This is a genomic window from Nonomuraea sp. NPDC049504, assembly GCF_040676845.1.
GTDB classification, from domain to species: Bacteria; Actinomycetota; Actinomycetes; order Streptosporangiales; family Streptosporangiaceae; genus Nonomuraea; species Nonomuraea salmonea.
Map to the genome: position 1 here is coordinate 107,085 of NZ_JBFAPT010000023.1, position 22,949 is coordinate 130,033.

A 22,949-nucleotide genomic window follows, 5' to 3' on the forward strand; every position below is an offset into this window, starting at 1 on the left:
CAGCGGCTACGGCGGAGAAGGTGGGTCGGCGGATCCGCCAGCGAAGAGCGCATCCGCTGCGCGCTGAAGGGCCGACTGAGTGTCCGGCCGCTGCCGCCTCGCACCCCGTGGGGTGAGTCACCGTTGAAGGGCTCGCTTGTGGCCCCGCCCCCGCCCCCCTCACACGGCGAGGCCGGCGGCTGCGGAGGAGGTGGGTCGGCGGTTCCGGCCGCGAAGAGCGCGTCCGCTGCGCGCTGGAGGGTCGGCTGAGCGTTCGGCCGCTGTCGCCCTACCCGTGGGCCTGGCCGTGCTCCCACCCGTGGGCCTGGCCGTGCTCCCACCCGAGGGCCTAGCTGTGCCCCCAGCCTGTGGGCCCGGCTGTACCCCCACCCCGTGGTGGCCGGCTGTACCCCCACCCCGTGGTGGCCGGCTGTACCCCCATCCCGCCCCGAGCGGGGTCAGCGGGTGCGGCGGAAGGCGCGTTTTACTGTTGTCGACACCAGCGAGCGGAGGTCTTGTTGGGGGCGGTTGGCGGCGGCTATGCGGCGGCGGAGGGTGCCTACCTCGCGGCGGAGTTCCACGGCCGACTTGCGCCAGGTGCCTGCTTCCTCGCGCCACTTGGCCACCTGGGCGCGCAGGCGTTCGGCCTCCTTGGCCAGCCGGGCCGCCTCCGCCTGCGCGGCCAGTTTCTCCTTGTACGCGCTGCGCCGCCCCTGCGGCGGCTCGGCCTCGGTGGTGAAGCCGTAGGTGGCGCCGTCGGCCCACAGCACGCCGGCGACCTCGTCCACCACGTCGTCCAGGTTCTCGCCAGCGGCGGCCACGATGCGGGCCCTGGCGAAGGCGGAGGCGCGTTCGAGCCTGGCCGCCACGACGCCGCCTGAGCTCTCGTCCAGGAGCAGGTTCACCAGGCCGAGGCCCTCGTCGCGGGCCAGGTCGAGCAGGCGGGCGAGCGTGTCGTGGCCGGGGATCCAGCCGGCGGGCAGGTGCAGCGTGTACGGCACCGCCGGGTCGACCGAGGCCGAGGCTGAGGCCGAGGTCACCAGGTGTACCCGGCCCTCGTGCCGGTAGTGTCCCTCGATCAGCACCAGGTCGAGCGACGGGTCCTTCAGGGGCGCACGGCGGTCGTGGTCGAGGGTGTCCCAGGGGCCGACGAGCAGCACGGACACGTCGGGCACGGTGCCGGCCAGCAGCGCGTCGACGGTGGCCCGCACTTCGTCGTAGCCGGTGGTCGTCGCGGAGACGACGGCGGTGACGTACGGGACCTTCCACTGCCGCCCGGGATGCCCGCGCAGCCACCGGTAGGCCGGGATGCGGTCGGCGACGAACGCGTGGCTGACCCGGTCGATGGGCGCCTTGTCGCGCATGCGCATGGTCGGCCCGAGGTGGTAGCCGCGCGCGGCGGGCTCGGGGACGAAGACCGCGCCCGCCTGCCACAGCCGGTAGCCGAGCTCGGTGTCCTGCCCGAGCACCAGGTCGTCGTCCATGGGCCCGGCGGCTTTGATCAGGGCGGCGTTGACGGAGGTGGCGCCGCCCACGTGCAGGCTGAAGGGCCGCTGGGCGTTGTCGGTGAGCCCGTCGGTGCGCTCGACGAGGTCGACGAGCCAGGCGTGCGGCTCGGCGGGCTCGAAGGCGGCCTCCAGGTCGGACGGCAGCTCGGCGGGCACGGGCGCCTCGGTGAAGCGCAGGTAGCCGGTGACGACGAGGTAGGGGGCGGCGTGGTGCCAGCGCATGTGCGCCTCGATCGCGCCGGGGGTGAGCAGCACGTCGGAATCGAGCCAGTGGATCACTTCGCCGGTGGCGGCTCCCAGTCCGGCGTTGCGGGCGGCGGCGCGTCCTGGGCGCTCGCAGCGCACCAGCCGGGTCAGTTCGGGCCGTTCGGCGGGCAGGCGCAGCGGTGGCTCGCTGCCGTTGTCGACGACGATGACCTCGATGAGCTCGGCCGGGTACGTCTGCCTGGCCAGCGCGGCGAGCACCAGGTCCAGCTTGTCCTGGCCGCCGTACGCGGGCACGACGACGCTGACCGTGAGCCGGGGTTCGAAGGGCTCGCCGGAGGCGAGGACGCGGTAGTCGTTGCCGCGTACGCGGGCGGTCACGCGGCTTCCATCAGCAGGCTCGGGCGGAAGCCCCGCCACTGGTTGGCGGCCACCTTGAGGAAGTGGGCGAGCGGGAGCTGCCAGGTGTGCTCGCCGCTGAGCCCGCGGCGCAGGACGTAGCCGAGGCCGTGGGTGCGGTAGATGCGGGCGTCCGCGCTCTTGGCCGCCTTGAGGAACTCGAGATCGACGGCCCGTGGCAGCGCGGGATATCCGCCTATGTCGTGGAATTTCGACCGGGACACCATGATCGTGCCGCCCGCCACGTGATCGGCGTGGACCTCGCTCGGATAGCTCGCCCCGCTGGCGAACGTCGTGCGCCTGATCGTCGCCTCCAGCGGCTCCAGGTAGAAGAACTCGGCCGTGGTGCCCACCACGTCGGCCCCCGCGTACGTCAGCGCCATGAACAGGTCGGCCAGGTGGCGGGGGCCGTACCAGTCGTCGTCGTCCCACTTCGCCAGATAGTCGCACTCCGCCAGGGCTGCGGCCTGGTTGAGCACCTCGCCGAACGGCACCGAGGCGTCGGCCTCCACGTGGCGCACGGGCAGCGCGCAGGAGCCGACGGCCTCGCGTACCTCGTCGAAGGCCACCCCGTGCAGGCCGAGCAGCACCTCGGCGACGACGTCGCGCTGCCGCTCCATCTGCGCCAGCGCGGCGGGCACCATGGCGGGCCGTTTGGTGGCCATGACGATGCTGACGTGCGGGATGGCCGTGGGGTGGGCCAGGCGGCGCAGGCGTACGCTGTGCTCCTCGCGCCGCAGGTCGGCCAGCGAGCGCGCGGTGCCGTCGGCCGGGTGGGCGAGCCAGTCGCGGTCGGTGAGCAGCGCGGCGAGGCCGGCGGGCACCCACGCGGGCGCGTCGGCGGCGGTCAGCGGCACGCCGGCCGCGGCCAGCCGCATGAGCCCGTCGAGCGGCACCTCGCGCTCGGGCCACTCGACCTCCAGGCCGCGCAGCGGGCGCAGCTCCGGCACCTCGGGCGGCCCGCCCTCGACCGCCCATGCGCCGGTGTTCCAGTGGAGGCGGGCCAGCCCCTTCTCCGGCGTACGCGCGAAGCCACAGGGGGTCTCGGACATCGCAGGCTGCTCCTCGGGCGCAGGGACGGAATCGGCGGCGCCTACCTTACGCCCGTTTCGGGAGCGATCTGGCGATTACCGCCCCTTCAGCCGACCTCGTCGCCCTCCACGCGCATCACGCTGGCCACCGCGCGGACGATGTCGAGCTCGCGCAGCCCCTCCATGGTGGCCGAGAGCGCGGCGTCGGTGGCGCGGTGGGTGACGATGACGAGCTGGGCGTCGTCGCCCCTGCCCTCCTGCCGGACGGTCTGGATGGACACGTCGTGCTTGGAGAACAGCTCGGCCACCCGGGCCAGCACGCCCGGCTTGTCGGCGACGTCGAGCGCCACGTGGCAGCGCGTGACGGTCTCGCCCATGGGGTGGACGGTCAGCTCGGCGTAGGTGGACTCCTCGGGGCCGCGGGTGCCGGCCAGGCGGTTGCGCCCGACGGCCACCAGGTCGCCGAGCACGGCGGACGCGGTGGGCGCGCCGCCCGCGCCCTTGCCGTAGAACATGAGCTGCCCCGCCGACTCGGCCTCCACGAAGACCGCGTTGTACGCCTCGCGCACCCCGGCCAGCGGGTGGCTGCGCGGGATCATCGCCGGGTGCACCCGCACGCCGAAGGAGCGGCCGTCGTCGGAGCGCGCGCAGATGGCCAGCAGCTTGATGACGTAGCCCATGGCCTTGGCGGAGGCGACGTCGGTGGCGGTGATCTCGGTGATGCCCTCGCGGTGCACCTCTTCGGCCCGCACCCGGCTGTGGAAGGCGAGCCCGGCGAGGATGGCGGCCTTGGCGGCGGCGTCGAAGCCCTCGACGTCGGCGGTCGGGTCGGCCTCGGCGTAGCCGAGCGTCTGGGCCTCCTCGAGCGCGTCGGTGAAGGAGGCGCCGGTGGAGTCCATCTTGTCGAGGATGTAGTTGGTGGTGCCGTTGACGATGCCGAGCACCCGCTTGACGTGGTCGCCGGCCAGCGACTCGCGCAGGGGGCGCAGCAGCGGGATGGCGCCGGCGACGCTGGCCTCGAAGTAGAGGTCGCCGTTGCCGGCCCTGGCCGCCTCGTGGAGGGTGGCGCCGTCTTCGGCCAGCAGCGCCTTGTTGGCGGTGACCACGGACTTGCCCCTCGACAGGGCGGCCGTGATCAGCGAGCGGGCCGGCTCGATGCCGCCGATGACCTCGATGACGATGTCGATGTCGTCGCGGGTGACGAGCGACTCGGCGTCGGTGGTGAGCAGCGCGGGATCGACCTCGACGTCGCGCTTGCGGCCGAGCCTGCGCACGGCGACGCCGGCCAGCTCGAGCGGCGCGCCGACGCGGGCGGCGAGGTCGGGGGCCTGCTCGTGCATGAGCCTGATGACCTGGGAGCCGACCACGCCGCAGCCCAGCAGCGCCACTTTCAGCGGTTTCACAGCTGCCCCCTCAACAGGTCGTCCTCGGTCTCGCCCTGCACGATCACGCGGGAGGCGCCGCCCGAGACGGCGACCACGGCGGGTCTCGGCAGGTAGTTGTAGTTGCTGGCCAGCGAGCGGCAGTAGGCGCCGGTGGCGGCGACGGCGATGAGGTCGCCTGGCGCGAGGTCGCTCGGCAGGTGGAAGTCGCGCACGATGATGTCGCCGCTCTCGCAGTGCTTGCCGACCAGGCGGCTGAGCATGGGCTCCGCCTGGCTCGCGCGGCTGGCCAGGGCGGCGGAGTATTCGGCGCCGTAGAGGGCGGTGCGGACGTTGTCGCTCATGCCGCCGTCGACGCTGACGTAGGTGCGCAGGCCCTCGACGTCCTTGATGGTGCCGACCTCGTAGAGGGTGATGCCGCCGGGGCCGACGATGGTGCGTCCAGGCTCGATGGTGAGGCGGGGCACCGGCAGGCCGGCGTCGGTGCAGACCTTGGTGACGATCTCGCGCAGCCCGTCGGCCAGCTCCTTGATGTCGGGGGCGTCGTCGCCCTCGACGTAGGCGATGCCGTAGCCGCCGCCGAGGTCGAGCTCGGGCAGCACGACGCCGTGCTCCTCCTTGATCTCGACGAGCAGCCCGGCCAGGCGCCGCGCGGCGACCTCGAACCCGGCCGTGTCGACGATCTGGGAGCCGATGTGGGAGTGCAGCCCGACGAGCTGGAGCTGGGGCAGGGCCAGGATGCGGCGTACGGCCTCGGCCGCCGCACCCGAGTTGAGCGACAGCCCGAACTTCTGGTCGTCGTGGGCCGTGGCGATGAACTCGTGGGTGTGGGCCTCGACGCCGGTGGTCACCCGGATCATCACCTTGGGCCGCTTGCCGTGCTCCTGGGCGAGGTGGCCGAGCCGGGCGATCTCGTCGAAGGAGTCGACCACGATGTGGCCGACGCCGGCCTCCAGCGCCCTGCGCAGCTCGGCGGTGGACTTGTTGTTGCCGTGCATGGTGATGCGCTCGGCGGGGAAGCCGACGCTGAGCGCGACGGCCAGCTCGCCGCCGCTGGCGACGTCGAGGCCGAGGCCCTCGTCGAGCAGCCAGCGCACGATCTCCTTGCACAGGAACGCCTTGCCGGCGTAGTGGACCTCGGAGCCGGCGAAGGCCGTGGCGTAGTCGCGCATGCGCGAGCGCACGTCGTCCTCGTCGATGACGTAGAGCGGGGTGCCGTGCTCGCGGGCCAGGTCGCGTACGTCCACCCCGCCCACGGTCAGCGCCCCGTCGGCCCGGCTCGACGTTCGAGGCCAGATCGCGGGGTTGATCCGGTTGAGGTCGGCGGGCGCCTGCGGCGGGCGCTCGTGGGGCAGCATCTCGGCGTGCCGGTCCCCGGCGGGATGGGCGAATCGACTCACCCGATCGAGGCTATCGGAAGCGCAAGTAAGCCATGACCCTGTGACCACGTATCGAGACGCGATCAAGGTCTGGCAGGGTAATTTTTACTCTTTTTCGCCGTTTCACCGGATATTTTCTGCTCACAGCCGGTCTGGGCCGGGAAGCACCGTACGTACCACATCGGCCACCCGCACGCGGGCCGCGTGCGCCGGCGACGGCTCCTCGTCGCCCGCCGGAACGGCGGGCGCCCGCTCGTGCGCGTCGTGGTAGGCCAGCGCCAGCCGCACCAGGTACGCCTCCCACCCGGGGTCCCTGCTCGACCGGCGTCCCGGGAGCTCGGCCAGGACCCTGAGCACGTGCCGGTGCGCCGCGTCGTCGGGCAGGCCCGCCGGGCCGGGCACCCCGAGGTCCGCCGCCCACCTCAGCACGGCGCAGGCGCGCGCGTGCGCGTAGCGCACGACGAAGCCGGGGTTGTCCCAGGTGCGCGGGAAGTCGGGCCAGGACGGCTCGTACGGCACCGGCGCCGCCTCGATGAGCAGGAAGGGGTCGTCCACGACGATCCGCAGGAACCCGGCCCCCGCCACCTCGGCGCGGACCACGCCCCCGAGCGCGCGCACCCGCTCGGCCAGCTCACCGGGCGGGATCCGGCGCCGCAGGGCCGCCGCGGAGACGTAGCGGATCTCGTGCTCCCACGTGCCGTCGGGCACGGGCGGCTCCCCCAGCACGGCGACCAGCTCATCGGACGTCACTCCGAAGACCTTATGCGCATGGCACCCGGCTCGTTCCTCCCCGACGAGCGGACGGGGGCGGCTCAGATGAGCGCGTGGGGCTCGGCGGAGCCGTACTCGACGAGCTGGGCCGCGCCGAGCAGCCAGCGGTCCTCGTCGCGCACCCGTACGTAGCCGAACCGGTCGGCGGAGAAGACCTTGACGCCGTCGGTACGGCACTGCCGCATGAGCACCTCGTCCCAGCCCTCGGTGAGGTCGGCGAAGCCCAGCTCGCGCAGCGCGTTGCGGCGGGCGAGCAGGGTGCCGCCGGCGATCTCGGGCAGGTAGCCGTACTCGGCCTCCGGCTGCTTGAGCAGCGTGGCCTGCGGCTTGCGCAGGTGGGCGTAGAAGGCGGCCTTGCCGACGATGTCGGCGGTGCTGAACAGGAACGCCCTGCGCAGGTCGGACAGGTAGTGGGGGCCGTAGACGTCGCGCGGGTCCATGACCGCGACCAGGTCGGCCTCGCACAGGTCGATGCCGGCGTTGAGCATCGCGCCGACGGTCATGGACGGCGCCGGCCGCCGGTGGATGACCTCGACGTCGGGCAGCACGTCGCGGGCCCGCAGCTCGGCCTCCGGCGGCCCGATGACGATGACCTGGTCGACGCCCGATTGCCGGGCGACCTGCGCCAGCGCGTGCTCCATCGTGTAGGGGTCGACGATGGGCAGCAGCACGGAGGTGTTGAGCGTGGGCCGCGCGCTGGGCAGGCCGATCGCGTCGAGCATCTCGTCGATGCGCTCGCTCATCGTGCCCATCGCGTACGCCCGCCGCAGCGCCACGTGCGCCCGCCGCGAGTCGGCCTCGGTGCCGATGGGCGTGCCGCAGGCGGCGATCTCGGCGAGACGCCACTGCGGGGTGCCCGGCGGGCAGTCGGCGGCGGCCGGCCAGCGGTAGGAGGTCAGCACGTCGGGGTAGGTCAGGTGCTCGGGCAGGAGCTGGTCGAGCGTGAGCACGCGGTCGATGCGGCCACCGGACAGCGGCAGCGGGTTGTGCACCCGGGGCTGCACCCCGAACTGCAGGCGCGGCCACGCCACGGTCAGGTCGGCGGTGAAGCGGTGCTCGAACAGGTCGGCGGCCTGCGCGTACGCGGAGACGTCGCCCTTGGTGTGCCAGAAGACCGTGCGGATGCCGCGCTCGGCGCACCACGCGAGCAGCGACTTCAGCCCGTCGCCCGGCTCGCCGATGATCTCCTCGGCCCACGGGCCCTGCGTGACGGACTCCACGACCAGCAGGTGGGGCACCTCCAGCGGGAGCACCCTGGCGAAGTCGCGGGGCGTGAAGCCGGTGGTCTGCCGCCACTCGTAGCGCAGCAGCGCCTCGGCGTGCGGGTCGGCGATGACGGCGGCGGTCAGGTGCGGCCTGGTGTTGGGGCCGGTGGGCACCCGGAAGGGCTTGAGCTTGAACTGAGCGCCGCCCAGCGTCCTGGTGCTGGTGGTGGCCTGGAAGGCGGCGCCAGGGCGCTCGTCCTGGGGCTTGTTCCCGGTGGCGACGGGCTTGCGCTTGGGCGCCGTGGGGCGCTTGACCGGCTTGGCGGCGCCCTTGAGGCCCCTGGCCAGGCGTACCGGGTTGCTCTTGCCGCTCTTGATGGCGTCGCCCAGCCGGTTCCAGCGGGCGACCTTGATCGACGAGAGCTTCCAGTTGGCCACCTCGGCCTGGAAGCGCTGCTCGGCCAGCTCCTTGCGCAGCTTGTCCGCGGCGGCCTGCTCGGCGGCCAGCCGTTCCTCGGTCTCGCTGAGCTGCTCCGCGAGCGCCTTCGCCTCCTCGGCGCGCTGCTCGGCCTCGGCCAGCCTGGCCTGGGCGGCGTCCAGCAGCCTGGCCAGCTCGGCGGCACGCTCGGCCTGCGCGACGGCGTCACGCAGCGCTCTCCGCGTACTCTCTAGCTCAGTCGACAAACCGGACCTCCACTCTCTCAGCCCGGCAAAGGATACTCTTTTGCGGAAGCGTCTCGAAGGGATGAGATCCGGTGCAGTTCAACGTAAGGCCCTACGTCTGCGGCGCTCTCGGCCGGATCGATACCGCACTGCTCGGCAAGCTCACCGCCGCGGGACCGAAGGTCTGGCCCGCGCTGCAGTCGGCCGACGCGGCGCTGTTCAGCTCCACGCCGCTGCCGCCCTACCACCGCTCCGGTGACGCGTACGCGTTCGCCTGGGGCGAGCGCCGGCCCAAGGCGGCCGAGGACGAGTGGATCACGGTCGCGGAGACGTACGAGACCCCCGGGCTGATCGGCGACGGCGGGCGGGTGGCGCTGCACACGGGCGCGCTCGGCCTGGTGGACGTCTACTACGTGCGGGTGGACGACGCGGTCTACTTCTCGTCGCTGATCCAGCCGCTGCTCACCCTGGTGCCCGTCGCGATCGACTGGTCGGCGTGGGCCTCGATCCTGCAGGTGACGTTCCCGCTGGGCGAGGCGACGCCGTACACGGAGGTGAAACGGCTGCCGGGGGCGAGCGCGCTGGTGTGGGAGCACGGCAGGCTCACCACCGAGCGCCGGTTGCCGCGCTGGCTGCGCACGGAGCCGTACGAGGCGTGGATCAGCCCTCAGGAGATCGTCGAGCTGCTCGACCACGTCTACGCCGACTACGAAGGCCGCCCGCTGCTCGTGCCGGTCAGCGGCGGCTACGACTCCCGGCTGCTGGCCGGCGTGGCCAAGGCCAGGGGCGCGGACGTCGAGTCGTGGACGACCAGCCCCGACGACGGCACCGACACCGACATCGCGTTCGCCAGGGCGATCACCAGGGAGCTGGGCATCCCGCACCGGGTGGTCCCGCAGGACGCCGCCTCCTACCCGGCCGACGCCATGGAGGTGGCGCGCAGGCTGGAGTACCTGACGCCGCACCACGCCTGGTACGCCCCCTTCGCCAAGGAGGTGCACGGCGCGGGCCGGATCCTGGTGGACGGCCTGGCGGGCGGGCCGCTGCTGAAGAACTTCATGGTCAGCGGGGCCGCGCTGGAGGCCAGGACGCAGGCCGAGCGCTCGGCGGCGGTGCTGGGCTCGCTGTCACTGGGGCAGCCGTCGCAGCCGTTCCTGTCGAAGGCGGCCGCGCAGTGGATGGAGGAGACCGTACGCGAGCAGTTCCTCGCGGCCACCTCCATGTTCCACGGCCACCGGGCCGAGCTGCCGCTGTCGGTGCTGCACACCAGGACCGTGCGGGGCATCGCGCGCTCGGCGGTGAACCTGGTGGGCCCCGAGGCGTCGTTCCTGGCGCCGTTCATCCATCCGGAGTTCTTCGACGCGGCGCTGTCGGTCGGGGTGGCCCGCAAGCACCAGGGCCGCTTCTACCGCGAGGTGCTGCACGCGGCCAATCCGAGGGTGGCCGCTCTGCCCTCGACGAACGTGGTCAAGCAGCCGCTCATGAGGGTCCCGCTGCGCTCGACCGCGGCTCCTGCCCGAAATTATGCGCACCGGATGCTGGAGGTCGTGGTGAGCCGGGTGCCGGGGCTGCTGTCGGATGAGCTGCACGAGGTGGTGGCCGGCGGCCCCGATGCTCTGACCAGGTTCAACGGCTGGAACGACCGCTTCTGGGTGCGCGGTCTCGTGCTGTTCGGGCTGTGGCTGAACGACTTCGAGAACGACCTCTCGGACGTCGCTCCACCTTTTTAGTGAACTCTGGGTAACAGGGCGATTACATACGGATCTCTCGGGTATTAACCGTCGCACAGCAGAAGCGGGTTCCGGAAAGCCAACGGGCTGGTAGTGTTCGGCCCGTAAGCGCCGCACAAACGGGCACCAGATCACAAATCCGGTCTCGTTCGAGGGCAGTGGAGTTCGCAGGGATGACGACTCCACGCGGCGCGGTCACCAGATAGTAACGCCGGGGCAACCGGTGACTTCGTCCTGCCCACATCTCTTCCTGTGAGCGACATCATGATCAACGCATCCCCAACGCCGGAGCCGATCTCCGAGGCCTTCGTCTCGGAAGACCCAGCCTGGTACAAGCGGGCGGTGTTTTACGAGGTTCTCGTCCGGGGGTTCAAGGACTCCAACGGCGACGGCACCGGCGACCTACGTGGTCTCATCGAGAAGCTCGGCTACCTCGAGTGGCTCGGTGTCGACTGCCTGTGGTTGCTGCCGTTGTACGAGTCGCCGCTGCGCGACGGCGGGTATGACATCTCGGACTATATGAAGATCCTTCCCGACTTCGGGGACTTGGGGGACTTCGTCCAGCTGATCGAGGCCGCCCACGAACGCGGCCTGCGGATCATCACCGACCTCGTGATGAACCACACCAGCGATCGGCACCCCTGGTTCCAGGCGTCCCGGCACGACCCCGAGGGGCCGTACGGCGACTTCTACGTGTGGTCAGACCATCCCGGCGGCTACCCCGACGCACCGATCATCTTCATCGGCGCCGAGGAGTCCAACTGGACGTACGACCCGGTGCGCAAGCAGTACTACTGGCACCGTTTCTTCCACCACCAGCCGGACCTGAACTATGACAACCCGGCGGTGCAGGAGGCCATGCTGGAGGTGCTGCGGTTCTGGCTGGACCTCGGCATCGACGGTTTCCGTCTTGACGCGGTGCCCTACCTGTTCGAGCGCGAGGGCACGGCCTGCGCCGGGCTGCCCGAGACGCACTCGTACCTGAAGAAGATCAGGGCCGAGGTCGACCGCCTCTACCCCGACCGCGTGCTGCTCGCCGAGGCCAACGGCTGGCCCGAGGACGTCGTCGAATACTTCGGCGACCCCACCACGGGCGGCGACGAGTGCCACATGGCCTTCCACTTCCCGCTGATGCCGCGCATCTACATGGCGGTGAAGAAGGAGACCCGCGAGCCGATCTCCGAGATCATGTCACTCACGCCCAAGCTGCCTGAGCACGCGCAGTGGGGCATCTTCCTGCGGAACCACGACGAGCTGACGCTCGAGACGGTCACCGAGGAAGAGCGCGACTACATGCACAAGGAGTACGCCAAGGACCCGCGCATGCGGGCCTACCTCGGCATCAGGCGGCGCCTGGCCCCGCTGCTCGACAACGACCGTGACCGCATCGAGCTGTTCACGGCGCTGCTGCTGTCGCTGCCCGGCTCGCCGATCATCTACTACGGCGACGAGATCGGCATGGGCGACAACATCTGGCTGGAGGACCGCGACTCGGTCCGCACGCCGATGCAGTGGAGCCCCGACCGCAACGCCGGCTTCTCCTCGGCCGACCCCGGCCGCCTCTACCTGCCCGCCGTCATGGACCCGATCTACGGCTACCAGGCGGTCAACGTGGAGGCCCAGCAGCGCCACGAGGGGTCGCTGCTGCACTTCACCCGCAAGATGCTGGAGATCAGGCGCAAGCACCCGGTGTTCGGCGTCGGGGCGTACACCGAAATGTGGTCGTCCAACCCGTCCGTGCTGACGTACGTGCGCGAGGACGGCGACGACGTGATGCTGTGCGTCAACAACCTGTCGAAGTTCCCGCAGCCGGTGGAGCTCGACCTGCGCCGCTTCGAGGGCATGATCCCGGTCGAGGCGCGCGGCGGCGTGCAGTTCCCGCCCATCGGGGAGCTGCCCTACCTGCTGACGCTGCCCGGCCACGGCTTCTACTGGTTCGCCCTGAAGAAGGACGAGCAGAGCGAGCGCAAGGCGATCAGCGAGACGTGACCGGCACCTGGGCACGGGCCGCGCGGCGCGCTGGGATCAGCGCGACCGCGAGGGCCGTGCCCACGGCTATGAGCACGGTCACCGTCAGGGTCACCGGCGACGGCGCGCGGCCGATGCCCGCGCCGACGCCGCTGGTGTGACCCTGCAGGTCGATCAGGCCGGTGACCACGCTGACCCCCGCCACGGCGCCCACGCCCACACCGAGCACGACCAGCAGGCCCGTGCCGGTCACCAGCGTGGCCATGACCTGACGCGGGGTCAGCCCCATGGCCTTGAGCACGGCCAGGTCGAAGGCGTGGTCGCGCAGGCCGAGCGCGCTGGCGGTGAGCAGGTTGGCCAGGCCGATGAGGGCCAGCACGGCGATCATCGCCACGATCACCACTCTGATGATCGACAGCCGGTCGGCCGGGTTCACCGCGGCCTGCACGTCGAGGCTCTCGCCCGACTCCGCGAGCAGCCTGCCCCGCACCTCGCCGGGGTCCGCGCCCGGCTTGAGCGCCACCGCGTAATACTCCGGCGGCACGGAGTCCTTCGCCGCCAGGCTGTCGATGCCGACCGAGAGCACCTCGCCGTCCTGCTCCGGCTCGACGGTCCTGCCGACGATCCGGACGATCAGCGGGGTGCCGCCCACCGTGAGCCGCACCCGGTCGCCGATCTTCACCCCCAGCAGGTCGAGCAGGCCCTGCCCGGCCACGGCCTCGCCCTGGCGGGTGTACATGCGGCCCTCGACCACCGGGAACGGGTAGGGGTCCGTCGAGCTGCCGATCGCCCGCACCCTCACCGAGCGGGCCTCGCCCGGAGCCAGCGCGTTGACGTCGGTGCCCGCGTAGACGGCTTTGACGTCGCGGTCTCGGCCGGCCAGCTTCTCGGCGGCGGCCGCTTCCAGTTTGCCGGGACGTACGTAGAGGGCGGCGTGCTGGCCGACCTGCTCCGGGTGGGCCAGGAAGTTGTCCAGCGTGGCCCAGACACCGAGCCCGATGGTGATCATCATCATCGGCACGGCCAGGCCGAACGCCGTCAGGAACGCGGGCACCCTGCGGGTGAAGGCGTCGCGGGTGCCGAGCACGAGGGCGGGCGGCAGGCGTACGAGGAGGGCCAGGCGGGCCAGCCTGGACAGGCGGCCACTCGGCGGCGCCGCGGGCGCGGCCGGGATCGGCGGCGTGCGCCCGCCTCGCCAGGCCGGCACCCCGACGGCGGCCAGCACCAGCAGGGCCGTGCCCGCCACGATGGCCAGCACCGGGATGGGCGCCACGGACGTCGGGCCGAGCACGGCCGCCATCACGCCCCAGCCCGCCACCGTACCGATGGCCACGCCCAGCAGGCCGAGCGCGCCGTGCTCGACGAGGAGCAGCAGCGCGAGCTGGCCCCTGGTGAAGCCCATCGACTTGAGGGTGGCGAGGTCGCGCAGCTGCCCCAGCACCCGGCCGCCGGCCGCGTTGGCCAGCGCGAGCGCGGCGGCCACGATGCCGACCACGCCGAACAGCGCGAGCAGCGTGCCCAGCAGCCGGTTGTCCAGCTCCATGGCCGCCCTGACCTCGCGCCAGGTGTAGACGCGCTGCAGGCGGTCCTCCAGCATGACCACGACGCGCTGGGAGACCACCTGGGAGGCCTCGGCGTCGGTCAGGCGCAGCCCGGTCACCCACTCGCTGCGGCCCAGCATGGGCTCGATGCGGTCGAGCATGAGGGGCAGCACGTACGCCAGGCCGGGCGTCCACTCGGGGTAGAAGCCCTGCTCGGCGGAGTCGGCGATGCCGCGTACGTAGAGGGTGTGGCGCTGGCCGCTGAGCGCGATGATCGAGAAGGGCGCGCCGATGCGCAGCCCCAAGGAGTCGGCGAACGACCGCTCGACCACCACCCCGTCGGGCTGGGACGGGTCGAGCCACCTGCCCTCGGCCACCACGGGGTGTGCCACGGCCGGCGGCGTGGCCGGCATGGCGCGCAGCGCGGCCGGCTCCTTCTTGCCGTTCTGAGCCACGGTGACGGGCGCCGAGCGGTAGGGGCCGGCGGTCTGGGTGACGCCCTCGATGCCGCCTAAGGCGACCTGAGGGCTGTCCTTGGTGTAGAGCCAGACGTGGGCGCCGTCGGTCTGGGCGAACAGGCTGCGCCACGGGTTGGTGCCGTCCTCCAGCAGGGTCGCCGCGGTGATCAGCGCGGCGACGATGCCGGCCACGGCCAGCACGGTCAGCGCGGCCTGGCCCCTCCTGGCGCGGAGGTCGGCCCTGATCCACCGGCTGCCGGCCAGAGACGTGCTCATCGGAGGTCGATCACCTCGCCCGCCGTGCGGGTGCGGCGGCGGGCGATGCGGCCGTCGTCGACGATCTCGCCGTCGAACAGCGACACCAGCCGGTCGGCCAGGCTCGCCACGCGGGCGTCGTGGGTGACCATGACGATGGTCTGTCCCTCCTTGTGCACCTTGCTGAGCAGGTTGAGCACGTCGCGGGTGTTGCGGCTGTCGAGGTTGCCGGTGGGCTCGTCGGCCAGCAGCAGGCTGGGCTGGTTGGCCAGCGCCCTGGCCAGCGCGACCCGCTGCTGCTCGCCGCCGGAGAGCTGGGCGGGGGCCGCCTCTGCCCGGTCGGTGAGGTTGAGCGCCTCCAGCAGGCTCTCGCGGCGCTCGCGGGCCACCTTGGGCGAGGCGCCGCTCAGCAGCGCGGGCAGCTCGACGTTGTCGCCGACGGTCATGTTGGCGACCAGGTTGAAGAACTGGAAGACGAAGCCGATCTTCTTGCGCCGCAGCAGCGCCCAGGCGCTCTCCGACAGGGTGTCGACGCGCTTGCCGTCGAGCCAGATCTCCCCGCTCGTCCGCGCGTCGAGCCCGCCCAGCATGTGGACGAGCGTGGACTTCCCCGAGCCGGAAGGACCCATGATCGCGACGAACTCGCCCGGCTCGACCTGGAGATCCACCCCGCGCACGGCGGGCACCGGCACCGCGCCATCCTGGTAGATTTTGACCAGATTGACCGTTTTCACAACCGAGCTCATGCCAGATCCTCCTGGCAGCGCTCGAGCCAGTCAAGATCAGCCTGGAGATGCAGCATGGCTCCTTCGATGAGCAGCATCGCCACGCGGTCCGTCGGCGGGGTGGCGGCCAGGAGTTCGTTGAGATCGCTCATGAGTGACAAGTAGTGGCGGCGCTGACGGCTGATCAGCACCATGCGGTCGGCGATGCCGGTCAGCGGGGCGAGCACGAGCTTCATGAAGAACTCGTCGCGCACCCGGGGACCCTCGGTCGGCTCGTCGACCCAGTCCTCCAGCACCTCCCGGCCCTTGGCGGTCAGATAGTAGACCTTTTTGTTGGGCCGGTTGGACTGCTCGACGTCGACCACCCGGATGAGGCCGTCCTTCTCCAGCCTGCCGAGCGTGACGTAGACCTGCCCGATGTTGGGCGATGGATAGGCACTGCCGAAGGTCTGCTCCAGTGCCTGTTTCAGCTCGTAGCCGTGAGCCGGCTCTTTGGCCAGGAGCGCCAGCAGGTGAAGCCGCACCGCCACCTCCCCGCGTCCTGTTACGTATGCGTTACAGAGCAATCCGTTGACCTACAGATTACAGGTGTGCATAACATGAATGCATCTACCTAACACGTATGTAAAACACTCTGAACACGGAGGAAACAGGGTGCTTCGCTCGCTGCCGCTGCTCCTGGCCGTGACTCTCGCGGCCGGTTGTGCGGCGACGGGCAACGAGGGCGGAGGCGAGACGGGAACGGGCGGAACAGGCCCGATCACGTTCGCCACCGGACGCGACACCACGGCGTACCTGCAACCCCTGCTGGATCGCTGGAACGAGGCCCACCCGGCCGAGAAGGTGACGCTGCTGGAACTGCCCGAGGCCGCCGACGAGCAACGTGCTCAGATGGCGGCCAACCTCCAGGCCCAGAGCAGCCGGTACGACGTGCTCGGGCTTGACGTCTTCTGGACTGCCGAATTCGCGGAGAACGGCTGGATCATCCCCCTGGAGCGCGGGTTGTTCCCGCTCGACAGGTTCCTGCCGCCCGTCGTGGAGACGGCCGTCTACAAGGACAAGCTCTGGGCCGTCCCGTACACCAGTAATGCGGGGCTGCTCTACTACCGGGCCGACCTGGTCAAGAAGCCGCCCAGGACGTGGGCCGAGCTTCGCGCCGAGTCACGCCGAATCACGAAAAAGCACAACATAGGAGGCTATGCCGGGCAGTTCCTGGCCTACGAGGGGCTCACGGTCAACTTCTCAGAAGCCGTGCACTCGGCCGGCGGCGAGATCGTCAGCCGCGACGGCACCGAGGTGACCCTCGACCCGGCCAAGGGCGCGACCGCGATCGAATTCATGCTCCAGGGACTTCGCGAGGGCTGGATCCCGCACGAGTCGCTGAGCTACAAGGAGGAGGAGTCCCGCCTGGCCTTCCAGGAGGGACGGCTGGCCTTCGCCCGCAACTGGCCGCACGCGTACGGACCGGCCAAGGCCAAGCTGGGCAAGAAGCTGGGCGTGACCCGGCTGCCCGGCCTGGACGGCCCCGGCTCCAGCACGCTGGGCGGCGCGAACCTGGCGATCAGCGCCTACTCCAAGCACCAGCAGACCGCGCAGGAGTTCATCCGCTACTTCACGAGCCTGGAGAACGAGCGCCGGGTCCTCACCGAAGGCTCGTTCCCGCCCGTGTGGACCGAGCTCTACGACGATCCCGAGCTGATCAAACGCTTCCCCTACCTGCCCGTGCTCAAAGAGAGCATTCTGGCCGCCCACCCTCGGCCGGTGAGCGCCAACTACACCCAGCTGAGCCTGGTGATCGCGAGTTCGGTCGCCAAGGCGCTCAGCAACCCCTCCCCCGGGGCCGCGCAGGACGTGGCGGCCTCCATGAAGTCCGAACTCCAAGAGATCATCAGAACCCAGTGAGGCAGCCATGCGAAAAGGCAGAGCAGCAGCGATCCTGGCCGGGCTCGCGGTAGCCGTCGCCGCCTGCGGTAACGCGCCGACGACCACCGAGCCCACGGCGTCGGAGTCGGCTCCCGCGTCCGACGGCGCCAAGACGCTCCAGGGCGTGAAGCTCGAAGTCGCCGCCAAGTGGACCGGGGCGGAGCAGAAGAACTTCGAGCAGGTGCTCAAGGCTTTCTCCGACAAGACCGGCGCCGAGGTCACCTACGCCTCCACCGGTGAGGACACCGGCGCCTACCTCGGCCCGCGCATCCAGGGCGGCAGCCCGCCCGACGTGGCCATCCTGCCGCAGCCGGGTCTGGTGCAGCAGTACGCCGAGCAGAACGCGCTCAAGCCGCTGAACGACGACGTGGTCAAGGAGATCGACGCCAACTACACGCCGTACTGGAAGGAGCTCGGCTCCGTCGACGGCAAGGTGTACGGCGTGCTGGTCAAGGCCGCCCACAAGTCGCTGGTCTGGTACCGCTCGCAGGCGTTCGAGGACGCCGGCGTGCAGCCGCCCACCAACTGGGACGAGATGGTCAAGGCCGCTCAGACCATCGCCGACTCCGGCACCCCGCCGTTCTCCTTCTGCGGCGCCTCGGGCTGGACGCTGACCGACCTGTTCGAGAACGTCTACCTGTCCACCGCCGGCCCGGAGAACTACGACAAGCTCTCCAAGCACGAGATCCCGTGGACCGACGACACCGTCAAGGCGGCGCTGGAGAAGATCCAGCAGATCGTCTCCAAGAGCGAGTTCCTGGTCGACGGCACCTCCGGCACCATGCAGACGGACTTCCCGACCTGCGTGAGCAAGGTCTACGGCACCGACAAGGCGGCCATGGTCATCGAGGCCGACTTCGTGGCCGTCGAGGCCGACCAGTCGGGCGCCAAGCTGGGCGAGGAGGCCAAGTACTTCCCGTTCCCCTCGGCCGGTGACACCGCCCCCGTCGTGCTCGGCGGCGACGTCGCCGTGGCGATGAAGGACAACCCCGGCGCGATGGCGCTCGTGCAGTTCCTCGCCTCCAAGGAGGGCGGCGAGGTCTGGGCCAAGCTCCCCGGCTACCTGTCGCCCAACAAGAACGTCTCCCCCGACAACTACCCCGACCCGCTGACGAAGCAGCTCGGCCAGACGATCGTCTCCGCCGGTGACGCGGTCCGCTACGACATGTCCGACCTGGCCCCCAGCGCGTTCGGCGGCACGGACGGCAAGGGCGAGTGGAAGGTCCTGCAGGACTTCCTGCGCGACCCCAGCGATGTCAAGGGCACCCAGGAGGCGCTCGAAGCCGAGGCCAAGAAGGCCTGGAAGTAAAGAGGTAAGGCCGTGACCGAACGGTTGGACGGCCGGCAGGACTCGCCCGCGGCCACCGCGGGCGAGCCCCCCACCGGACCGGCTGAAACCCCCCGTACGAGAAAACGCCTCGGCCCCTCGCCGGCGGTCGCCATCGCCTTCCTCCTCCCAGCCGCGTTGCTGCTGGGCATCTGGGTGGTCTATCCGATCGTCTACTCGATTTTCCGGAGCCTGTTCGACGCGGCGGGCACCGGATTCGTGGGCCTGGGCAACTACGCCACGATCTTCAGTGATCAGGGCATGCTCACCACCATCCGCAACAACCTCATCTGGGTCGTCGTCGCACCGATCATCGTCACCACCCTGGGACTGATCTTCGCGGTGCTGACCGAGCGCATCAGGTGGGCGACCGCGTTCAAGCTGATCGTGTTCATGCCGATGGCCGTCTCCCTGATGGCGGCGGGCGTCATCTTCCGCCTCGTCTACGAGGAGAACCCCGACAAGGGCCTGGCCAACGCCGTCCTCACGACCGTGAGCGACACGTTCTCCTCCTCGCAGGGCTACCCCGAGGCCAGGCCGCGCGAGGGCGACCAGTCGCCCGTGGCCGACGAGGCCGGCTCGGTCGTCACCAAGCAGCCCGTGCAGAGCGGGCAGCCGGTGCTGATCCCGATCGTCGGCGTCAAGCCGGACGTGCTGCCCTCCGGCGCCCAGCCCGCCAAGGCCGCCACCGGTCCTGGACTGTCGGGCACGGTGTGGTTCGACTTCACGCCGGGCGGCGGCGGCCAGAGCGGCGCCGTGGACGGCACGGAGAAGGGCCTGCCCGGCATGACCGTCGAGGCCGTGCAGCAGAACGGCGAGGTCGCGGCCACCACCACGACCGCCGCCGACGGCACGTTCCGCTTCGACGGGCTGGCCGACGGCACCTACACCGTACGGCTGCCGAAGGACAACTTCGAGGCCTCCTACAACGGCCTGACCTGGCTCGGCCCGACCCTCATCACCCCGGCGATCATCGGAGCGTTCGTCTGGGTGTGGGCAGGTTTCGCCATGGTGCTGATCGCGGCGGGCCTCGCGGCCATCCCGCGTGACTCGCTGGAGGCCGCCCGCATCGACGGCGCCACGGAGTGGCAGGTGTTCCGCAGGATCACCGTGCCGCTGCTGTCGCCGGTCCTGCTCGTCGTCTTCGTGACGATGATCATCAATACCTTGAAGGTGTTCGACCTGGTGTTCATCATCGCCCCCGCCTCGGTGCAACCCCAGGCGAACGTGGTCGCGCTGGAGATGTGGCGCGTCTCCTTCGGCGGCGGGAACAACCAGGGGCTGGGCAGTGCGCTGGCCATCTTCCTGCTGATCCTGGTCCTTCCCTTCATGATCATGAACATCCGACGGTTCCGGAGGGGAGACTCATGACCACCGCGACCGCCACCGCATCCTCCGGCGCCTCGTCGGGGCTGGAGTCGGGCACGCCGCGCAGGAGCGTGGTCGGCAAGATCGTCGATCGCGTGGGCGGCGGCGCCGTCCAGGTCGTCATGGTGGTGCTGGGCCTGTTCTGGCTGGTACCTACCCTGGGCCTGCTGGTCGTCTCCATGCGTACGACGCAGGTCAACAACGCCGAGGGCTGGTGGACCGTCTTCACCAAGCCGGCCGAGCTGACCCTGCAGAACTACGCCAACCTGCTCGGCAGCGGGTTCACCGCCTCGTTCTGGAACACCGTGGCCATCACGGTACCCACCACGGTCCTGGTGATCGGCATCGCGGCCATGGCGGCGTACGCGTTCGCCTGGATGGACTTCCCCGGCCGTGACGTCAGCTTCCTCGTCGTGGTCGGCCTGCTCATCGTGCCGATCCAGATCGCGCTGATCCCCATCGCGTCCTTCTACGGGTCCACCGGCATCTTCGGCTCGATCCCCGGCGTGGTGCTGTTCCACGTGGCGTTCGGCCTGCCGTTCGCGATCTTCCTGCTGCGGAACTTCTTCGTGGGCATCCCCGCCTCGCTGCTGGAGGCCGCCCGCATGGACGGCGCATCGGAGTGGAAGATCTTCATGTCGGTGGTCTTCCCGCTGGGCAAGCCCGCCATCGCGTCGCTGGGCATCTTCCAGTTCCTGTGGGTGTGGAACGACATGCTCATCGCGCTGGTCTTCGCCAACACCGGCAACCAGCCGATGACCAAGTACCTGCAGTCGCAGATGCGGCAGTTCGGGTCGAACGTCGACATCCTGTCGTCGGGCGCGTTCATGTCGCTGATCATCCCGCTGGTCCTGTTCTTCGCCTTCCAGCGGTACTTCGTCCAGGGCATGATGGCCGGCTCCGTGAAGTGACCGGCCTGATCTGACGGGCGCCCGTTCACCCGAGGGGGTGGGCGGGCGCTCGCCCGCGTAACGGCGGCCGCCGCCGTCCCGATGTGCGTCCATGAAGCGTCTCCTCGCTCTCACCGCAGCGGCCTTCATCACGCTCCCCCTCACCCCGGCGGCCGCCTCCCCCGTGCACGGCGCCCGTCCCGGCGCGCCGGGCGCCGGCGACCCGTACTTCCCCGAGCAGGGCAACGGCGGCTACGACGCCGCCCACTACGACCTCACGCTCGACTACGACCCCGCCACGGGACGCCTGCAGGGCCTCGCCCGCATCACCGCCCGTGCCACGCAGGCGCTCAGCCGCTTCAACCTCGACCTCGTCGACACGCTCACCGTCCGGTCCGTGACCGTGGACGGCCGGGCCGCCGCCCACGCGCAGAGCGGCTCCGAACTCGTCGTCACGCCCGCACGTGCACTCCCCCGCGGCCGCGCCTTCACCACCGCCATCCGGTACGACGGCGAGCCCGTCCACGTCGTGGACCCCGACGGCTCCATGGACGGCTGGATCAAGACCTCCGACGGCGTCTACAACGCCAACGAACCCCAAGGCGCCAAGAGCTGGTTCCCCGGCAACCACCACATGACCGACAAGGCCACCCACCGGTTCACCGTGACCGTGCCGAGCACCCGGGTCGCCGTCGCCAACGGCGACCTCGTACGGCGGACGTCGAGAGCCGGGCGCACCACCTACGTGTGGAACTCCCGCGAGCCCATGGCCAACTACCTCGCCACCGTGACCATCGGCGCGTTCTCCCTCACCGACACCAGGATCGGCCGCTACCGGGTCACCACGGCCGTCGACCCCCAGCAGTCCGCGCCGGGCTTCGCCGAGCGGCACCCGCCGGTGCTCGACTACTTCAGCGGACTGTTCGGGCCGTACCCGTACTCCTCCACCGGCGGCATCGTCGACCACGCGCCCGAGGTCGGCTACGCGCTGGAGACCCAGACCAGGCCCGTCTACCCCGGCGCGCCCGGCGAGTCGCTGCTCGCGCACGAGCTGGCGCACCAGTGGTTCGGCAACTCGGTGACGCCGACCTCATGGCGCGACATCTGGCTCAACGAGGGCTTCGCCACGTACGCCGAATGGCTGTGGTCCGACAAGCTCGGCACCAGGACCGTGCAGGAGTCGTTCGAGGAGGCGTACGCGCGGCCCGCCGACGACGACTTCTGGCAAACCCCGACCGCCGACCCCGGCGGCCCCCAGAACCTCTTCCACGCCCCCGTCTACGACCGCGGCGCCATGACCCTGCACGCGCTGCGCGGCACGGTCGGCGACCGCACGTTCTTCGCCATCCTGCGGGCCTGGGCCCGCGAGCACCGCTACGGCAACGCCGACACCGCCGCCTTCGTCTCCCTCGCGGAACGCGTCGCCGGCCGGCGACTCGGCGCTCTCTTCGACGCCTGGCTCCACCAGCCCGGCAAGCCGTCCCTGTGATCATTCTGGTACGGCTCGTCCCCGACGTTTCGGCGGCAAGCCGTACCAGACCTGACTAAGCTCAACACCCATGGCCGGTCGTCCCCTGAACGAAGTCGTCGAAGCCGGATGGGCACGCGCGCTCGAGCCCGTCACCGAGCAGATCTCCCACATGGGCGAGTTCCTGCGCAAGGAGATCGCCGAAGGCAGGCAATACCTGCCCGCGGGCGCGAACGTCCTGCGCGCCTTCAACCAGCCCTTTGACGACGTCAAGGTGCTGATCGTGGGCCAGGACCCCTATCCCACCCCCGGCCACCCGGTCGGGCTGTCGTTCTCCGTCGCCCCCGACGTGCGGCCGCTGCCCGGCAGCCTGGTCAACATCTACAAGGAGATGGAGACCGATCTCGGCCTGCCCCGCCCCTCCAACGGCGACCTCACCCCGTGGGCCGAGCAGGGCGTCCTGCTGCTCAACAGGGTGCTCACCGTCATGCCGGGCAAGCCCGCCTCCCACCGGGGCAAGGGCTGGGAACAGGTCACCGAGCAGGCCATCCGCGCCCTCGTCGCGCGCCAGAAGCCCATGGTCGCCATCCTGTGGGGCCGCGACGCCCGCAACCTCGCCCCCATGCTCGGCGACATCCCGCGCATCGAGTCCGCCCACCCCTCCCCCCTCTCCGCACGCAGCGGTTTCTTCGGCTCGCGGCCCTTCAGCCGCGCCAATGAGCTGCTCGTCCAGCAAGGCGCCGCGCCTGTCGAGTGGAAGCTGCCCTAGCATCGT

General features: G+C 70.7%; 17 protein-coding genes. 8 read left to right on the plus strand and 9 right to left on the minus strand.

The genetic code is table 11. The annotated features are described in order from the left end of the window. Nucleotides 1-437: 437 nt before the first annotated feature. The 6 genes from AB0K28_RS36300 to AB0K28_RS36325 form a co-directional block, all read right to left on the minus strand. Nucleotides 438-2,072 carry a glycosyltransferase gene (locus tag AB0K28_RS36300; protein WP_364378853.1) on the minus strand — a complete coding sequence of 545 codons (1,635 nt, stop codon included), beginning with the start codon at nucleotides 2,070-2,072 and terminating at the stop codon, nucleotides 438-440. Beyond that, the gene (locus AB0K28_RS36305) at nucleotides 2,069-3,142 is read right to left on the minus strand and encodes a family 2 glycosyl transferase (RefSeq protein ID WP_364378856.1); all 1,074 of its coding nucleotides are present in this window, start codon (nucleotides 3,140-3,142) and stop codon (nucleotides 2,069-2,071) included. The genes AB0K28_RS36300 and AB0K28_RS36305 overlap by 4 nt, the downstream gene beginning before the upstream one ends. Nucleotides 3,143-3,228: 86 nt before the next feature. After that, a complete protein-coding gene (locus AB0K28_RS36310; protein WP_364378859.1) occupies nucleotides 3,229-4,524 on the minus strand; it encodes a homoserine dehydrogenase in 1,296 nt (431 codons plus the stop codon). Beyond that, nucleotides 4,521-5,903, minus strand: a complete 1,383-nt coding sequence (gene lysA, locus AB0K28_RS36315; protein WP_364378862.1) for a diaminopimelate decarboxylase — start codon at nucleotides 5,901-5,903, stop codon at nucleotides 4,521-4,523. The genes AB0K28_RS36310 and lysA overlap by 4 nt, the downstream gene beginning before the upstream one ends. Before the next feature lie 120 nt (nucleotides 5,904-6,023). Next, the gene (locus AB0K28_RS36320) at nucleotides 6,024-6,632 is read right to left on the minus strand and encodes an anticodon-binding protein (protein ID WP_364378865.1); all 609 of its coding nucleotides are present in this window, start codon (nucleotides 6,630-6,632) and stop codon (nucleotides 6,024-6,026) included. Between the two features lie 62 nt (nucleotides 6,633-6,694). Continuing rightward, entirely contained in the window at nucleotides 6,695-8,542 is a 1,848-nt protein-coding gene (locus AB0K28_RS36325) for a hypothetical protein (RefSeq protein ID WP_364378868.1), read from the minus strand. Between the two features lie 71 nt (nucleotides 8,543-8,613). Between AB0K28_RS36325 and AB0K28_RS36330 the strand changes: the two genes are divergently transcribed. Both AB0K28_RS36330 and treS read left to right on the plus strand, forming a co-directional pair. After that, nucleotides 8,614-10,251 (plus strand): asparagine synthetase B family protein, encoded by a 1,638-nt coding sequence (locus tag AB0K28_RS36330; protein WP_364378871.1) that lies wholly within the window; start codon nucleotides 8,614-8,616, stop codon nucleotides 10,249-10,251. 264 nt (nucleotides 10,252-10,515) lie between these two features. Next, nucleotides 10,516-12,240 (plus strand): maltose alpha-D-glucosyltransferase, encoded by a 1,725-nt coding sequence (treS, locus tag AB0K28_RS36335; protein WP_364379024.1) that lies wholly within the window; start codon nucleotides 10,516-10,518, stop codon nucleotides 12,238-12,240. Here treS and AB0K28_RS36340 read toward each other — a convergent pair. Genes AB0K28_RS36340 through AB0K28_RS36350 form a run of 3 tightly spaced genes read right to left on the minus strand, consistent with a single transcriptional unit; the run spans nucleotide 12,227 to nucleotide 15,722 of the window. After that, nucleotides 12,227-14,494, minus strand: coding sequence for an FtsX-like permease family protein (locus AB0K28_RS36340; protein WP_364378874.1), 2,268 nt, complete (start codon nucleotides 14,492-14,494; stop codon nucleotides 12,227-12,229). The genes treS and AB0K28_RS36340 overlap by 14 nt on opposite strands. Beyond that, nucleotides 14,491-15,219 carry an ABC transporter ATP-binding protein gene (locus AB0K28_RS36345; RefSeq protein ID WP_355411976.1) on the minus strand — a complete coding sequence of 243 codons (729 nt, stop codon included), beginning with the start codon at nucleotides 15,217-15,219 and terminating at the stop codon, nucleotides 14,491-14,493. The genes AB0K28_RS36340 and AB0K28_RS36345 overlap by 4 nt, the downstream gene beginning before the upstream one ends. Continuing rightward, nucleotides 15,216-15,722 carry a PadR family transcriptional regulator gene (locus AB0K28_RS36350; RefSeq protein WP_364378877.1) on the minus strand — a complete coding sequence of 169 codons (507 nt, stop codon included), beginning with the start codon at nucleotides 15,720-15,722 and terminating at the stop codon, nucleotides 15,216-15,218. Before AB0K28_RS36350 ends, AB0K28_RS36345 begins: the two co-directional genes overlap by 4 nt. 130 nt (nucleotides 15,723-15,852) lie before the next feature. Here AB0K28_RS36350 and AB0K28_RS36355 point away from each other — a divergent pair, with 130 nt between their 5' ends. The 6 genes from AB0K28_RS36355 (at nucleotide 15,853) to AB0K28_RS36380 (ending at nucleotide 22,943) form a co-directional block, all read left to right on the plus strand. Then, nucleotides 15,853-17,100 carry an ABC transporter substrate-binding protein gene (locus tag AB0K28_RS36355; protein ID WP_364378880.1) on the plus strand — a complete coding sequence of 416 codons (1,248 nt, stop codon included), beginning with the start codon at nucleotides 15,853-15,855 and terminating at the stop codon, nucleotides 17,098-17,100. Between the two features lie 7 nt (nucleotides 17,101-17,107). Next, complete coding sequence (locus AB0K28_RS36360; RefSeq protein ID WP_364378883.1) at nucleotides 17,108-18,430, plus strand: ABC transporter substrate-binding protein; 1,323 nt, start codon at nucleotides 17,108-17,110, stop codon at nucleotides 18,428-18,430. Between the two features lie 12 nt (nucleotides 18,431-18,442). After that, nucleotides 18,443-19,819, plus strand: coding sequence for a sugar ABC transporter permease (locus AB0K28_RS36365; RefSeq protein ID WP_364378886.1), 1,377 nt, complete (start codon nucleotides 18,443-18,445; stop codon nucleotides 19,817-19,819). Further along, on the plus strand, nucleotides 19,816-20,727 hold the full coding sequence (locus tag AB0K28_RS36370) for a carbohydrate ABC transporter permease (protein ID WP_345397488.1): 912 nt from the start codon (nucleotides 19,816-19,818) through the stop codon (nucleotides 20,725-20,727). Before AB0K28_RS36365 ends, AB0K28_RS36370 begins: the two co-directional genes overlap by 4 nt. Before the next feature lie 91 nt (nucleotides 20,728-20,818). Further along, complete coding sequence (locus tag AB0K28_RS36375) at nucleotides 20,819-22,195, plus strand: M1 family metallopeptidase (RefSeq protein ID WP_364378890.1); 1,377 nt, start codon at nucleotides 20,819-20,821, stop codon at nucleotides 22,193-22,195. A gap of 70 nt (nucleotides 22,196-22,265) precedes the next feature. After that, nucleotides 22,266-22,943 (plus strand): uracil-DNA glycosylase, encoded by a 678-nt coding sequence (locus tag AB0K28_RS36380; protein ID WP_364378893.1) that lies wholly within the window; start codon nucleotides 22,266-22,268, stop codon nucleotides 22,941-22,943. Nucleotides 22,944-22,949: the final 6 nt, after the last annotated feature.